The organism is Streptomyces sp. NBC_00005 (genome assembly GCF_045160215.1).
GTDB lineage: Bacteria > Actinomycetota > Actinomycetes > Streptomycetales > Streptomycetaceae > Streptomyces.
Genome location: NZ_CP108316.1, coordinates 4,719,741 through 4,734,253, shown reverse-complemented (window position 1 = coordinate 4,734,253; position 14,513 = coordinate 4,719,741). Strand labels below are relative to the sequence as shown.

Here is a 14,513-nt window from a genome sequence, read left to right as displayed (position 1 = left end):
GCGCCGCGCACGTCAGCACTATGTACGGTCGCGCCCCGACGTCCGCGCTACCTATGGTCAGTGCCCCGCACGGTCACAGCGTCCCGCACGGTCACAGCGTCCCGCACGGTCAGTGCCCCGCACCGTCACAGCGTCCCGCACGGTCACAGTGCCCGTGCCGCGTATGCCCTGACGTCCGCGTCCGAGTCGGTCGTGGCTGTCGCGAGGGCCGCGCGGGCGTCCTCGGTGTCGTTGTGCCGGGTCAGGGCCAGTACGGCCGACTTGCGTACGTCGGCGTTCGGGTCGGCGAGGGTCTTCGCCAGGGCGGGGACCGCCACGTCCGGCTCGGCTGCGGACAGGGCCGTCGCGGCGCCCGACCTGACCTGCCAGGCCGACGCGGACAGAGCGGCGACGGCGCGTGCGGCGAGGGGTGCCGGGCAGCCGGTGGTCCCGAGCGCACCGTAGGCGGCGCCCTGGACCAGGGCGTCGGGGTCGTCGGCGAGGTCGGACAGGGCGGCAAGGACGAGGTCGAGGGACGTTCCCGCAGGTCCCTCGTCCCCGGGAGGCCCGGCGTCCCCTGCCTGTCCCCTCTGTCCTGCCTGGCCCGCCGACACCGTCGCCAGCGCCTTGGCGATGGTCACGCGGACCTCGCGGGACGGGTCGGCGGTGGCCGCTCGGGCCAGTTCCGCGGCGGCGTCGACCGAGACGAGGGCGCGGACGGCCTCGATGCGGACCGGGATGTCCGAGTCGGTCAGGGCCTCGGCGAAGAGCGCTGCGTCACCCAGGCGCAGGGCGCGCAGGACGTCGAGGGAGGCGGCGCGGACGACCGGGTCGGGCTCGGCCAGGGCGGCGGCGAGGCCGTCGCGCAGGGCGGGTTCCGCGGGGAGCGTCTCGACGAGCTCGCGCAGTGACGCGGCCGCCGTGGCGCGCACCTCGGCGGCGGTGTCGCGCAGGGCTTCGGCGAGTGCGGGGCCCGTTCCCGGCGGCACGGTCTCGGTGAGGACGGCGACGGCCTCGCGGCGGACGGTGGGCGCGGTGTCGGCCAAGTAGGGGCGCAGGGCGTCGAGTTCGGGCTCCTCGTCGGCGAGGGCGACGAGTTCGAGGAGGCGGCTCGACGATCCTTCGGCACCGGAGGCGTCGCCATGGGCCAGCGCGTCGGGTCCGGAGCCGTCGGCCGCGGTCGCCGCCACGTCCTGCGTCACGGTCGCGACCGGTGCCCGGTCCCGGGAGCCGGCCGTGGCCACGTCCTCGGCGTGGACCTCGCCGATGTGACGGGACGGGCCGCCGACGGGGGCGAATTCGTCGACGGGAACCAGATAGGGAGCCACGGGACGGGCCGTGAACTCCATCGAACCGGAGGGGGACTTGTGCAGGTCGAGGTGGTGGAACCAGGAGGCGTCGTCGCGCTCGGGGTGGTCGAGACGGTCGTGGTAGAGACCCCAGCGGGACTCCGTGCGGGCCAGGGAGGCACGCGCGGCCATCTCGGCGCAGTCGCGGATGAAGGAGACCTCGGCGCAGCGCATCAGTTCGTGCGGGGTCTGCGCGCCCATCTCCGCGATGTCGTCGTGCATCCGCTCGAAGGCCTCAAGGGCCAGCGACAGCCGGGCGCCGGACTTCGGCGGGGCCACGTAGTCGTTCACGAAGCGGCGCAGTTTGTACTCGACCTGGGGCTGCGGCGGGCCCTCGGGGTTGCGCAGCGGGCGGTAGATCAGCTCGTGCGCCTCCCGCAGCTGAGCGGCGGAGAACTCCCCTTCGTACGGCGTGTACTGGGACGCGTCCGCGCCCGCCAGGTCGCCGAAGACGAACGCGCCGATCATGTAGTTGTGCGGCACGCAGGCCAGGTCACCGGCGGCGTACAGCCGGGGGACGTTCGTGCGGGCCTGGTCGTCCACCCGGACGCCGGAGGCCGAATGGCCGCCGCACAGGCCGATTTCGGAGATGTGCATCTCGATGTCGTGGGTGCGGTAGTCGTGGCCGCGCCCGGAATGAAAAGTTCCCCGGGTCGGGCGCTCCGTGGAGTGCAGGATCGACTCGAGCGCCGAGATCGACTCCTCCGGGAGATGACTCAGCTTCAGGTACACCGGGCCGCGGTCGCTCGCGACCTCCGCCGCGAACTCGGCCATCATCTGGCCCGACCAGTAGTCGGAGTCGACGAAGCGTTCGCCGTGCCGGTTGACCTGGTAGCCGCCGAAGGGATTGGCGACGTACGCGCAGGCGGGGCCGTTGTAGTCCTTGATCAGCGGGTTGATCTGGAAGCACTCGATGCCGGTCAGCTCGGCGCCCGCGTGGTACGCCATCGCGTAGCCGTCGCCCGCGTTCGTCGGGTTCTCGTACGTGCCGTACAGGTAGCCGGAGGCGGGCAGGCCGAGGCGGCCGCAGGCGCCGGTCGCCAGGATCACGGCGCCCGCGCGGACGGTGACGAACGCGCCGGTGCGCGTGTTGAAGCCGACCGCCCCGACGGCGCGCCCGTCCTCGGGAGCCGTGAGCACACGTACCGGCATGACCCGGTTCTCGATGCGGATCTTCTCCCGCATCTCGCGGCGCCGCAGCTGCCGGTACAGGACCTTCTTGACGTCCTTGCCCTCCGGCATCGGCAGCACGTAGGAGCCCGAGCGGTGCACCTGGCGGACCGCGTAGTCGCCGTGCTCGTCCTTCTCGAACTTCACGCCGTACGACTCCAGGCGCTGCACCATGCCGAAGCCGCGCGTGGCGGTCTGGCGGACGGTGGACTGGTCGACGATGCCGTCGTTGGCGCGGGTGATCTCGGCGACGTAGTCGTCGGGTTCGGCGCGGCCGGGGATGACCGCGTTGTTGACGCCGTCCATGCCCATGGCGAGCGCGCCGGAGTGGCGGACGTGGGCCTTCTCCAACAGGAGCACGTTCGCGCCGTGTTCGGCGGCGGTGAGTGCGGCCATGGTGCCGGCGGTGCCGCCGCCGATGACGAGGACGTCGCAGCTGATCTCCTCGGCGTCGGCGAGCGCGGGGATCTCCAGGGGCGTGTTCACGGGGGTGGTCACCGGGGGGCCTTTCAGGTACCGAGCGAGGTGAGGACGTCGCGCCGCAGTGCCACGCGCGCGGGATCGTCGTGCGCCGTACGGTCGCGCGGGCGCGGCACGTCGCGCACGGCGGTCAGTCGGCCGTTGCCGAGGAGCGCCACGCGGTCGCCGAGGAAGAGGGCCTCGTCCACGTCGTGGGTGACGAAGACGACGGTGGCGCCCGTGCCGTGGAGCACCTCCACCAGCAGGTCCTGCATGCCGGCGCGGGTCTGGGCGTCGAGGGCGCCGAAGGGCTCGTCCATGAGGACGGCGCGGGGTGCTCCCGCGAGGGCCCGGGCCAGCTGGGCGCGCTGGCGCTGCCCGCCGGAGACGTGGTGGGGCAGTTGCCGGGACTGTTCGGCGAGGCCGACGCGGGTGAGCCAGGACTCGGCCTGGACGCGGCGTTCGGCGCGCGGCAACCCCTTGATGGCGAGCGGCAGTTCGACGTTGGCGCGCAGGGTGCGCCAGGGCAGGAGGGCGTCCTCCTGGAAGATCAGGGCTCGGTCGGCGGCGGGGCCCGTCAGGGGACGTCCGTCCTGGCTGACCGCTCCGGCGAGCGGGGACAGCAGCCCGGCCAGCGTGCGCAGCAGGGTCGACTTGCCGCAGCCGGAGGGGCCGACGACGGTGAGGATGTCGCCGGGGGTCACGTCGAGGTCCACCGCGTCGAGCACGGGCGCGCCGGGCCGTCCGAGGACGGCGCCGTGCAGTGCCAGTCCCGCGCCGGTGCGGGAGGCCGAACGGACGTCAGACGAGCTGGTCATGGGGCACGTCCTCCTTGGTCGTGGGGCTCACCGGTACGGCGGCGTCGGCGCCGCGCACTCGCCGCGGAGTCCGGCCCGCCGGGACGTACGACGTGCGCGGCAGCCAGCGGGTCAGACGGCGGCCGATGAGCTCCACGGCCGTGGAGGTGACCCAGCCGAGCACGCCGATCGTGACCATCCCGACGAAGACGCCCGCGTAGTTGACGACGGTGTAGTCCTGCCAGGTGCGGTACCCGACGCCGTACTGGCCGGAGATCATCTCGGCGGAGATCACACAGATCCACGAGACGCCGATGCCGACCGACAGGCCGCCGAAGATGCCGGGCAGCGCGCCCGGCAGGACGACCGAACCGAGGATCCGCCACCGTCCGCCGCCCATCGTCAGCACCGCTTCCTCCCACACGGGGATCAGCGCGCGGACCGCGTGCCGGGTGGAGACCAGGACAGGGAAGAAGGCGGCGGTGCAGGTGATGAAGACGATGCCCTGTTCGTTGGAGGGGAACAGGAGAATCGCGACCGGGACGAGAGCGATCGCGGGGATCGGGCGGATCACTTCGAGGACCGGGCCGAGCAGGTCCTCGGCGAGCCGCGAGCGCGCCACGAGCACGCCCGTGGCCACGCCCAGGACCGCGGCGAGCAGGAAGCCGGTGAGGATGCGGGTGAGGCTGTCGGTGAGGTCCGTCCAGTAGTCCGGTCCGGACACCCGGTCGGCGAAGGCGCGGGCCACGTCGACGACCGTGGGGAACTGCGAGAAGCGCAGCCACAGGTCGACGTTCAGGCTGGTCAGCAGCTGCCAGAGGCCGAGAGCGACCGCCAGCGAGGTCACCCGCAGCGCATACCGGCCGACCTTGGGCGCACGCCGGCTGCCGTTGTCGCTTCCGGATGCCTGCGGGTTCGCGGCCTCTGAGGTGCGTGCTGTGCCGCTCACGACGCCTGTCCCAGCGCGTCGGCGTACGTGATGACGCGGGCGCCCGTGTGCTCGGCGACGTACGCCTTGGCGGTGGCCGGTGCGACGAAGGGGAGGAGCTGGTCGCGGTCGGCCACCCAGACCGCCTTGTCGGCGAACCACAGGGTGCCGGTGGTGGCGTCGGGGACGTAGGCGGCGCGGATGCCGTTCTTGTGCTGTTCGACGTAACTCAGCAGCGCGGACGGGGACTTGAAGCCGACCGTCTTCTCGGAGCCCTTCGGCCACACCTCGCTCGCGGCGGCCGGTGGCGTCGAGGCGAGCCGCTTGGCGTAGTCGGCACCGAGGGCCTTCTTCACGTACTGGTCGTCGACGAAGGCGTCCACGTCGATGTCGCCGGTCAGCTTCGCGGACTTCAGGACCGAGACGTCCTGCTTCAGCGCGGAGACGAGCTGCGGCTTGATCGCCGGGTCGAAGGTGGCGATGCCGTGGGCCCCGTTGTAGAGGTAGACGACCTCGGCGGGCAGGTCGGTGGCCTTGGCGACCTTCTCGGCGGCGGCCACGGGGTGGGAGTTCAGGTAGTCGGTGGCTTCCGCCTGAGCCTTGAGGAAGGCATCGAGGACGGCCGGGCGCTGCTTGGCGAAGTCCTCGCGGGCGGTGACGCCGTGGAAGGTGGGGAGGTTCAGCTGCGCGCCGTCGTACAGGGCCTTCGCCTTGCCCTGGTAGGCGAGCAGGCCGGGCCACGCGACGAACTGGGAGAGTGCGTCCGTGCTGCCCGCCGACAGGGCCGAAGCACCCACCGCGGGCTGCTGGTTGAGCTTCTCGATGCCCTTGTCGGGGTCGATGCCGGCGCGCTGCAGGGCCCGTACGAGCGTGCCGTCGGCGGCCGATCCGACGCTGGTGGAGACCTTCCTGCCCTTGAGGTCCGTGAGGGAGGCGAGCTTCGAGTCCGGGGCGGTGACGATCGTGTTGAGGCCGCCGTGCAGGTTGTAACCGGTGACGGAGACCAGACGGGTCGGCCGGCCCAGCTGCTTGCCGCGGGCCGCGTTGATGAGCAGCGGGAAGTCGCCCATCGAGCCGATGTCGATCTTCCCGGCGGTCATCTGGGCGGTGATGGGTGCGCCGGTGGCGTAGTCCTGCCAGTCGACCTTGTAGGTGTGGCCGTCGTGGAGGGCGTTGAGGTCCTTCTCGAAGTAGCCGAGGGAGCGCAGCAGGGTGCCGGCCGTGACCGTGTTGATGGTCTTGGACTGGTAGCCGACGGTGATGGTGACGTTCTTGCCGTCACCCGCCTCGGCGCTGCCGCCGCAGGCGCTCAGGGGGAAAAGGAGAGAGACCGCGGACACGGCGATCGCTGTGCGTTTGACGGAAGTTCGGGACACGGGGGTTTCGGACATCGGAGTTCGGACCTCTCACCGGAGCAGATAGGGCATGTTGACCGTGACGGCTCCGGTGGGACAGCGGGCCGCGCACGGGCCGCAGTACCAGCACTCGTCGACGTGCATGTAGGCCTTGCCGTTGCTCTCGTCGATGGCGAGGGAGTCCAGCGGACACATGTCCACACAGAGCGTGCAGCCGTCGATGCACTTCGACTCGTCGATGGTCACGGGCACGTCGGCCCGCTGGGGCGCCAAAGGCATGGCTGTCTCCAGGGAGGTCCTGCGGGGAAGGGGTGGTGAGGTCAGAGCGAGCGGTGCAGCAGGCCGCTCATGGTGATGCGGTCGCCGCGGAAGCGGATGAACTCCAGGTCGACCGGGCGGCCGTCGGCGAGGTGCGTGAGCCGTTCCAGCATGAGGACGGCCGCGCCGCGCGGGGCTTCGAGCACGGCCGCGGAGTGGGTGTCCGCGTTGACCGCCTCCAGGGTGATCTCGGCGTGGCCGAGACGCTGGCCGGTGATGGCCTCCAGGAGGCGGAAGACGTCGGTGTTCTCCAGGTCGGCGCCGAGCAGGGCGGTGCCGATGTCGAGCGGGATATAGGTCAGGTCGAGGGAGAGCGGAATGCCGTTCAGGCGGCGCAGGCGTTCGATGTAGAGGACGTCGGTGCCGGGCTGGACGCGCAGGCGTTCGGCGACCGGGGCGGGTGCGGGGGCGGGGCCCATCGTGCGGACCTCGTTGGTGACCCGGCCGTGCTCGTTGAGGGTTTCGGCGAGGCCCATCAGGCGGTCGAGGCCGTGCGGGTACTTCTGCGCGACCACCACGGTGCCGACGCCGGGCAGACGATCCACGAGACCCTCCGCCCTGAGCAGGTCCAGGGCCTGGCGGACGGTGTTGCGGGTGGCGCCGTAGTCCGTGGCGAGGACCGTCTCGTGGGGGAGTGTGCCGTCCGGGAAGCCGCCGGCCAGGAGCTGGTGGCGGAGCAGGTCCGCCAGCTGCCTGGCCTGGTCGGCACGCAGCCGACGCCGCGCACGGTGGGCGGCGACGGTGGTCGCGCCCTGGCCGGCGTGCTCTCGGACGCGGTCGCTGGATGGCATGTTTTGAACCATAGCGACTAGGTAGGGAAGGGAGTGTTGCAGCTGTGTTGCGCCACCTGTGGAGGCGTCAGACCGGTCGCTGACCTGGAGAAACAGATGCAGTTGAGTAAGATCTGCCACACCTGCGGGCCCCGCTGCCGTGTCCAGTCGGCCGGATGCTTCCAGCCCGTACGGAGGCGGCAGCCTGCGAGGCGACGGTCAGCCCAACGCCGTCAGCCCGGGAGCGAACGCGATCAGCAGCGGCAGCAGTGGCACCAGCGCCGCCACCGTCGTCGTCAGCGCGCGGTGCCGGCGGCCCAGACGCGGGGGCGGCTCGAGGAGGCGGTCGACGCGTTCGCCGAGCAGGCGGTGGCTGGAGGCGCAGGACAGGACGCCGCGGTGCTGGTTCAGCTCGATCAGCGCCAACGCGGTGGTGAGGTGACCGCACCGGCGCGACGCCGTGTCGTCCGCCGCCAGCTCCACCAGCCGGTGCGTCTGGTCGCAGAAGTGGGCGAACAGCGGCACCCGGGGAAACCCCGTGGCCAGGGCGGTCGACAGATGCAGCAGCCAGTCGTGGTGGGCGCGGGCGTGGTCGCGCTCGTGGGTGAGGACGGCGTCGAGTTGGTGGTCGGTGAGGCGGTGCAGGGCGCCCGTCGTGACGACCAGCTGGGGCGGATGACCCGGCATCCACCAGGCGTCGGGGTACTCGTCCTCCAGTACCAGCAGCGGGCCGCGCGCCGCTTCCTCCAGCCCGGCGGGCAGCTCGGGGGCCCGTTCGCGCAGGCGCGCCCGGGCTTGTCCGCGCCGCCGCCGCGCCTCGACGAGCTCGCGGGCGAGCATCGCCGTCGTCCAGGCGGCACCACAGGCCAGCAGCAGGGTGAGGACGACGGCCCAAACCGGGGCGGCCGTCAGGTCGTACGCCGCGGTCACGGCCGGGGGCGCCGGCGCGAAGACGTGGTCGCGGACGGTGTGGAAGACGGCGGCGGCGCCCAGCACGAGCGCCGTCAGACAGCACAGCAGGACGGTGGCGACCAGGCACTGCCACACCCACAGCGCGAGCACGGGCTCCCGCTCCGGCCAGGCCGCCCGCACGAGCGCGCGCGGAACCGGCACGGCGGCCATCAGGGCGACCACGCTCAGCAGGAGCAGGCAGACGGTCATGCCACGGTCTCCGGATCCGGTCGGAGGAAGGGGCGGGGCGGTGGGGTGGTGCGGCTCGGCGCACAAGACGCCCGCCGCCAGTATGACGGCGAAGGGAGCGGGAGTCAGGGGACCAGAGCGACCTCGTACGTCCCGTACGGCCACCTGGTACGTCCCGTACCACCACCCCGCACGTCCCGTACGGCCGTCGTCACAGCCCGCAACTCCCGCTCACTCCACCACGCTTGCCACGATCACTCCGGCACGCCTGCCACGATCCGCCCGCTCACCTCGCCCAGTCCCACGCGGGTCCCGCCCGGCCCGGGCGCCCACGCCGACAGCGTCACCACGTCCCCGTCCTCCAGGAACGTCCGCTTGCCCTCGGGAAGTTCCAGCGGGTCCCGCCCGTTCCAGGTCAGCTCCAGCAGCGAGCCGCGCTCCTGCGGCGTCGGACCGCTCACCGTGCCCGACCCGAACAGGTCGCCGGTCCGCAGGGAGGCGCCGTTCACCGTCATGTGGGCCAGCTGCTGCGCGGCCGTCCAGTACATGGTGGAGAAGGGCGGCTCCGAGACGACATGACCGTTGATCGCGACGGAGATCCGCAGGTCGTAGCCGCCCGGCTCGACACCCGAGTCGGCAGCGGCGGCCGTGTCGTCCAGATACGGCAGCAGCGCATGGGTCCGCTCCGGCGGCGCCACGCGCGCGTCCTCCAGCGCGTCCAGCGGTGTGATCCACGCCGACACCGACGTGGCGAAGGACTTGCCGAGGAACGGCCCGAGGGGGACGTACTCCCAGGCCTGGATGTCGCGCGCGGACCAGTCGTTGAGCAGACACAGCCCGAAGACGTGGTCCTGGAAGTCGCCGAGGGCCACCGGCTTCCCGCGCTCCGAGGGCGCGCCCACCACGAAGCCGACCTCGGCCTCGATGTCCAGGCGGACGGACGGCCCGAAGACGGGAGCCGCGTCGGCCGGAGCCTTGCGCTGCCCGGACGGCCGTACGACATCCGTGCCCGACACCACGACCGTGCCGGACCGGCCGTGGTAACCGATCGGGAGGTGTTTCCAGTTGGGGGTCAGCGAGTCCGCCGCGTCCGGGCGGAAGATCTGGCCGACGTTCCGTGCGTGGTTCTCGGAGGCGTAGAAGTCGACGTAGTCCGCGACCTCGAACGGAAGATGGAGCGTCACCGACGACAGCGGGTGCAGGAACCCCCCGATCGCCTCCTGGTGCGCGGGCACCGTCACCCACGCCGTCAGTGCGCGCCGCACGTCCGACCAGGCGGTGCGGCCCGCGGCGAGGAGCGGATTCAGCGAGGGCCGCGCGAGCAGGGAGGCATACGGGGAGCCGAGTGCCAGCGCCGCCGCGCCCGCGTCGAGGACGTGGTCGCCGAGCCGGACCCCGACGGTTCGCTGCGGCGAACCGGCGGGCGAGAAGACGCCGTATGGGAGGTTGTGCGGACCGAAGGGATCGCCCTCGGGGACATCGAAGGGGGGCATGGGGTGCTGCCTCACTTTCGTGCGTTCCGGATGCCGTGTCTGCCGTGCATCGCATGCGTGGCCAGGGAGCCGAGCCACACGTTACGGCTGTGTTGCCTGTCCTGGGCAGTGTCTAAAGAGTTTGCAATGTCCGAATTGGCCTTGTCGGAGGCCTCAATTCCGGCTTAGCGTCCTTTGGGGGACACGGACGGGGTGGGTCCGGTCCGTAGGGGGGACGCGTGGGGGGACCCGTGGCCAGGAGCGGAAGTGTGCCTTTCGAGGCCGACCATGATGTGCCCGGCCTGATCGTCAAGTTCGGCGACTACCCGCTGCACCACGGCGGCGTCGGCGCGATCCGCAGTCTCGGCCGTCTCGGCGTGCCGATGTACGCGATCACGGAGGACCGCTACACGCCCGCCGCCTCCTCCCGCTATCTCAAGAAGGCCTTCGTCTGGCCGACCACCGGCACCGAGGACCCCGACCACCTGGTGGAGGGTCTGCTGCGGGTCGGACGTCGCATCGGCCGCCCGACCGTCCTCGTCCCCACCGACGAGGAGGCGGCCGTCCTGATCGCCGAGCACCAGGACGTACTCGAGGGGCACTTCCTCTTTCCGCGCGTCGACCCGGCCCTGCCGCGCCGTCTCGCGAGCAAGCAGGGCCTGCACGAACTGTGCGTGGAGCACGGCATACCGAGCCCGACGGCCGCCTTCCCGCACTCCTACGACGACATCGTCGCGTTCGCCGAGAAGGCCCGTTTCCCGGTGGTGGCCAAGAACCGCGAGGCGTTCACCCGGCGCAAACAGCCGGCGGTGAACGGCACGACGAAAATCGCCACCCGCGAGGGCCTGCTCCGGCTGGCCCGCGACTGGGGCGAGCACCCCGGGGTGATCCTCCAGGAGTACCTGCCGAGGGAGGAGGCCGAGGACTGGATCGTGCACGCCTACTTCGACGCGGACTCGACCCCGCTCGCCATGTTCACCGGCGTCAAGGTGCGTTCCTGGCCTCCGCACGCGGGCATGACGGCGAACGCGTACGTCGTCGACAACCCGGAACTCGCGGACCTCGCCGCGCGTTTCATCAAACAGATCGGCTTCACCGGAATCATCGACCTCGACCTGCGCTTCGACCGGCGCGACGGACTGTACAAACTCCTCGACTTCAACCCCCGCATGGGCGCCCAGTTCCGGCTCTTCGAGAACGAGTCGGGGGTGGACGTCGTCCGCGCCATGCACCTGGACCTGACCGGACGCCCCGTCCCGGAGGGGGAACAGCGGGCCGGCCACCGGTACATCGTGGAGAACATCGACCTGCCCGCCCTGCTCGCCTACCGCCGCAGCGGCTATACGACGCCGCACGCACCGGCGCGCGCGAGCGGGACGGAGCTGGCCTGGCTCGCGGGTGACGACCCGCTGCCGTTCCTCACGATGCTCGCGCGCTTCGTGCGGCCGGGCGCGAAGCACCTGTATCAGCTGTGGCGCACCAACCGCCGCGGCAGCACCACCAGTTCGGGCAGTTAGCCGGCCAGCCGGCTGCCCGAGCCGAACCACACGAAGTGACGAAGTGAACGTCCTGGGGAGGGACTTCGTGATTCAACCGGTTGCAATCATCGGCGCCGGGCCGTTCGGCCTGTCGACCGCCGCCCATCTGCGCGCACGCGGCATCCCGGTCCGCGTCTTCGGCGAGCCCATGGTCAGCTGGCGCGACCACATGCCCGTCGGAATGCTCCTGAAGTCGACTCCGGTCGCCTCCAACATCGACGCCCCGCAACAGGGCCACAACCTCGTCGACTACTGCGACGCCGCCGGCATCAAGCGGCTGGTGACGGACGAGGACATCATCCCGGTCGAGACGTTCATCGCCTACGGCGACTGGTTCCGGCAGAAGCTGGTGCCCGAGCTGGAGCAGGTGCGGGTGGTGTCGGTGGACCGGCACAAGGGCGGCGGCTTCGAACTGAAGCTGGACTCGGGCGAGTTGTTCACCGCCCGGGCGGTCGTCGTGGCGACCGGCCTGTCCGGCCTCGCGCACCTGCCGGCGGAGCTGGCCTCGGCCGCGGCCGACGGGCCCACTCCCACGGGCCCGGTCTCCCACAGCTCCCAGCAGCACGACCTCAAGCGCTACGCCGGCCAGGACCTGATCGTCGTCGGCGCCGGGCAGTCCGCGCTGGAGACGGCGGCGCTGGCGGCGGAGGCGGGCGCCCAGGTCAGGGTGGTGGCCCGCGGTCGCGGCACGGTCGCCTTCGGCGCGCCGCCGTGGCAGCAGCCGAAGCTGCGCCCCGAGTCGCCCTTCGGCCGCGCCTGGTCGCTGTGGGCCCTCAGCTACTACCCGCACCCCTACCGCTACCTCCCGGCCGAGGCCCGCCACTACCTGGTGCGCCGGGTCCTCGGCCCGCTCGGCGCGTGGTGGCTGCGCGACCGCTTCGAGAGGAAGGTCCAGGTCAGCGAGGTCGACCGGATCGTACGGGCGGAGGCGGCCGACGGCAGCCCGAAGCTGACGGTCCGCACCCTTGCGGGCCGCACCGAGGACCTGTCCGCGGACCACGTCATCGCGGCCACCGGATACCGCGTGGACATCGCGGCGATGGACTTCCTCGGCCACGAACTGCGCACGCGCCTGGCGGTGAGCCGCGGCACGCCCAAACTGGGCGCGGGGTACGTCTCCTCGGTCCCGGGCCTGTACTTCACCGGCCTGCCCGCCGCGGCGTCGTACGGCCCGGTGATGCGCTTCGTGTGCGGCACGGAGTTCGCCTCCCCGAGGCTCGCCAAGCACCTGGCGGCAGCGCACGGGTAGGCCGGGTCCGGGGCACCACCCGGTGATGAAGAACCCACCAGGGTAGGGAAGTTGAGCAAGGGACGGCGGTGAAGTCCGCGGTCGTCCGGTTCGCGATGAGTCGGTGGGGCGTCCTGTCCGTATTCTCTGATCATGGCCGCACCCACCGCATATGCACTCATCGCCACCGACCTGGACGGCACGCTGCTCCGAGGCGACGACACGCTGTCCGACCGGTCCCTCGCCGCACTCGCGCGAGTGGCCGTGGCCGGCGCCCGGCACCTGGTCGTGACGGGCCGGCCGGCCCCCAGAGTGCGGCCGCTCCTGGACGAACTGGGCAGCAGGGGGCTCGCGGTGTGCGGGCAGGGCGCGCAGGTGTACGACGCCGGCGCGGACCGCCTGCTGTGGTCCGTCACGCTGGACCGGGAGCTGGCCGAGACGGCCCTCGGCAAGATCGAGGCCGAGGTGGGCGAGGTGTACGCGGCCGTCGACCAGGACGGTGTGGAGGGGCTCACGCTCATCGAGCCGGGCTACCTCATGCCGCATCCGACGCTGCCGGCCGTACGGGTCGAGCGACGCGACGACCTGTGGTGCGAGCCCATCAGCAAGGTGCTGCTGCGTCATCCCGACCTGTCCGACGACGAGTTGGCGGCGACGGCGCGTTCGGTGGTCGGTTCGCTGGCCACCGTCACCATGTCGGGGCCGGGGACCGTCGAACTCCAGCCATGCGGCATCACCAAGGCGACGGGCCTCGCGTTGGCCGCCGAACACCTGGGACTCGGGCCGGACCGGACGATCGCCTTCGGCGACATGCCCAACGACATCCCGATGTTCGACTGGGCCGCCCACGGCGTCGCCATGTCCAACGCCCACCCCGAACTCAAGGCGGTGGCCGACGAGATCACCCGGTCGAACGAGGACGACGGCATCGCCGTCGTCCTCGAAAGACTCTTCCCGGGTGTGTGATGCGGCTCAGTACGCGCCGAACACGTTGTCGATCGACCCGTACCGCGCGGCTGCGTAGTTGCAGGCGGCGGTGATGTTCGCGACCGGGTCGTAGGGGTTGAGCGACGTGCCGGGCACGTGGTAGGCGAGGAACGTCGGGTCGATGACCTGCAGCAGGCCCTTGGACGGGGTGCCGGCGACGGCGTTGGAGTCCCAGTTGTTGATGGCGGCCGGGTTGCCCGACGACTCCCGCATGATGTTGCGGTAAATGCCGTCGTACGTCCCGGGAATTCCCTTCTGCGCCATGATGTCCAGCGACTGCCGGATCCAGCCGTCGAGGTTGTTCGCGTAGGTCTTGACGGAGGCCTGGGTGGCGTGGACGACGGACGAGGACTTCTTGGTGGACGTGGCGGCAGTCGCGCTCGCCGTCTTCGTCGTCCTGACCGTCAGCTTGAGGCCCGAGTGGATCAGCCTGGGGTTGTCGCCGATGGCCTTGCGGTTGTCCTTGTAGAGCTGCTGCCAGCCGCCCGGGGTGTCGTATTTGTCCGCGATGCCATAGAGCGTGTCGCCCTTGACCGTGGTGTACGTAATGGACTTGACCTGCGATGCGGCCGACGCGGCGGGGGCCTGGGTCGGCGTCGCGGCGCTCGCGGTCGTCGCGCTCAGGAGCGGGAGTGCGAGGGCGGCGGTGCCGGTGCAGGCGACGACGATGCCTCGGGTGAGTGAGCTGGTTCTGGGGTGGCGGTGCTTGCCTCGGGACATGGCGCTGTTCCTCTCCGGCGCCTGCGAGGTGAGCTGTCGGGTTCGGGCGGGGAGATGCCCGGCCACGCAGCCGTACGGCTGCGTGACTTCACCCCAAGCCGGTCCGGGGAATGCCCGGTCCGGCGACTTACCTGGTTCCCCCGCTCCTGCCGTGCGAGTGAGTTGGTCGATGGGTCGTGTCCGGGCGGCGGCAGGATTCGGCGTTCCACCCGACAGGCCCGGAACGTATGCGAGAGCACACGTCCGGAACAAGTGCGGGATTCGTACATCCGCCTTTTGACCTTGGTGTGAGGCTCATGGGGC

Annotated in this window: 12 protein-coding genes and 1 riboswitch; of the genes, 3 read left to right on the top strand and 9 right to left on the bottom strand. The window is 71.4% G+C overall.

Annotation, left to right across the window (positions count from 1 at the left end; genetic code table 11):
* Positions 1-143: 143 nt before the first annotated feature.
* The 8 genes from OG303_RS21665 to fahA form a co-directional block, all read right to left on the bottom strand.
* The gene (locus OG303_RS21665; protein ID WP_405870170.1) at positions 144-2,996 is read right to left on the bottom strand and encodes a fumarate reductase/succinate dehydrogenase flavoprotein subunit; all 2,853 of its coding nucleotides are present in this window, start codon (positions 2,994-2,996) and stop codon (positions 144-146) included.
* Between the two features lie 11 nt (positions 2,997-3,007).
* On the bottom strand, positions 3,008-3,775 hold the full coding sequence (locus tag OG303_RS21660; RefSeq protein WP_405870168.1) for an ABC transporter ATP-binding protein: 768 nt from the start codon (positions 3,773-3,775) through the stop codon (positions 3,008-3,010).
* Positions 3,759-4,607, bottom strand: a complete 849-nt coding sequence (locus tag OG303_RS21655) for an ABC transporter permease (protein WP_405877405.1) — start codon at positions 4,605-4,607, stop codon at positions 3,759-3,761. The genes OG303_RS21660 and OG303_RS21655 overlap by 17 nt, the downstream gene beginning before the upstream one ends.
* Positions 4,608-4,699: 92 nt before the next feature.
* On the bottom strand, positions 4,700-6,073 hold the full coding sequence (locus OG303_RS21650; RefSeq protein WP_405870167.1) for an ABC transporter substrate-binding protein: 1,374 nt from the start codon (positions 6,071-6,073) through the stop codon (positions 4,700-4,702).
* 15 nt (positions 6,074-6,088) lie between these two features.
* Positions 6,089-6,316, bottom strand: a complete 228-nt coding sequence (locus tag OG303_RS21645) for a ferredoxin family protein (RefSeq protein ID WP_010986276.1) — start codon at positions 6,314-6,316, stop codon at positions 6,089-6,091.
* Between the two features lie 41 nt (positions 6,317-6,357).
* Positions 6,358-7,146, bottom strand: a complete 789-nt coding sequence (locus OG303_RS21640; protein WP_405870166.1) for a GntR family transcriptional regulator — start codon at positions 7,144-7,146, stop codon at positions 6,358-6,360.
* 198 nt (positions 7,147-7,344) lie between these two features.
* A complete protein-coding gene (locus OG303_RS21635; RefSeq protein ID WP_405870165.1) occupies positions 7,345-8,286 on the bottom strand; it encodes a M56 family metallopeptidase in 942 nt (313 codons plus the stop codon).
* 233 nt (positions 8,287-8,519) lie between these two features.
* Entirely contained in the window at positions 8,520-9,758 is a 1,239-nt protein-coding gene (fahA, locus tag OG303_RS21630) for a fumarylacetoacetase (protein WP_405870164.1), read from the bottom strand.
* Positions 9,759-10,006: 248 nt separating this feature from the next.
* Between fahA and OG303_RS21625 the strand changes: the two genes are divergently transcribed.
* The 3 genes from OG303_RS21625 to OG303_RS21615 all read left to right on the top strand — a co-directional run bounded on the left by OG303_RS21625 (position 10,007) and on the right by OG303_RS21615 (position 13,469).
* Positions 10,007-11,254 (top strand): ATP-grasp domain-containing protein, encoded by a 1,248-nt coding sequence (locus OG303_RS21625; protein WP_405870163.1) that lies wholly within the window; start codon positions 10,007-10,009, stop codon positions 11,252-11,254.
* Positions 11,255-11,321: 67 nt separating this feature from the next.
* Entirely contained in the window at positions 11,322-12,524 is a 1,203-nt protein-coding gene (locus OG303_RS21620; RefSeq protein WP_405870162.1) for an FAD-dependent oxidoreductase, read from the top strand.
* A gap of 132 nt (positions 12,525-12,656) precedes the next feature.
* Positions 12,657-13,469, top strand: coding sequence for an HAD family hydrolase (locus OG303_RS21615; RefSeq protein WP_405870160.1), 813 nt, complete (start codon positions 12,657-12,659; stop codon positions 13,467-13,469).
* 6 nt (positions 13,470-13,475) lie between these two features.
* On the opposite strand, the gene OG303_RS21610 is transcribed toward OG303_RS21615, so the two are convergent.
* Positions 13,476-14,210, bottom strand: a complete 735-nt coding sequence (locus OG303_RS21610; RefSeq protein ID WP_405870158.1) for a transglycosylase SLT domain-containing protein — start codon at positions 14,208-14,210, stop codon at positions 13,476-13,478.
* A 5-nt stretch (positions 14,211-14,215) separates the two neighbouring features.
* Positions 14,216-14,423, bottom strand: a riboswitch (cyclic di-AMP (ydaO/yuaA leader).
* Positions 14,424-14,513 lie beyond the last annotated feature (90 nt).

Excerpts from the sequence above, each read along its gene's own strand:
- OG303_RS21615 (WP_405870160.1), top strand. The coding sequence starts at position 12,657 with ATGGCCGCACCCACCGCATATGCACTCATCGCCACCGACCTGGACGGC.
- fahA (WP_405870164.1), bottom strand. The coding sequence starts at position 9,758 with ATGCCCCCCTTCGATGTCCCCGAGGGCGATCCCTTCGGTCCGCACAAC.
- OG303_RS21650 (WP_405870167.1), bottom strand. The coding sequence starts at position 6,073 with ATGTCCGAAACCCCCGTGTCCCGAACTTCCGTCAAACGCACAGCGATC.
- OG303_RS21640 (WP_405870166.1), bottom strand. The coding sequence starts at position 7,146 with ATGCCATCCAGCGACCGCGTCCGAGAGCACGCCGGCCAGGGCGCGACC.
- OG303_RS21660 (WP_405870168.1), bottom strand. The coding sequence starts at position 3,775 with ATGACCAGCTCGTCTGACGTCCGTTCGGCCTCCCGCACCGGCGCGGGA.
- OG303_RS21645 (WP_010986276.1), bottom strand. The coding sequence starts at position 6,316 with ATGCCTTTGGCGCCCCAGCGGGCCGACGTGCCCGTGACCATCGACGAG.
- OG303_RS21635 (WP_405870165.1), bottom strand. The coding sequence starts at position 8,286 with ATGACCGTCTGCCTGCTCCTGCTGAGCGTGGTCGCCCTGATGGCCGCC.
- OG303_RS21610 (WP_405870158.1), bottom strand. The coding sequence starts at position 14,210 with ATGTCCCGAGGCAAGCACCGCCACCCCAGAACCAGCTCACTCACCCGA.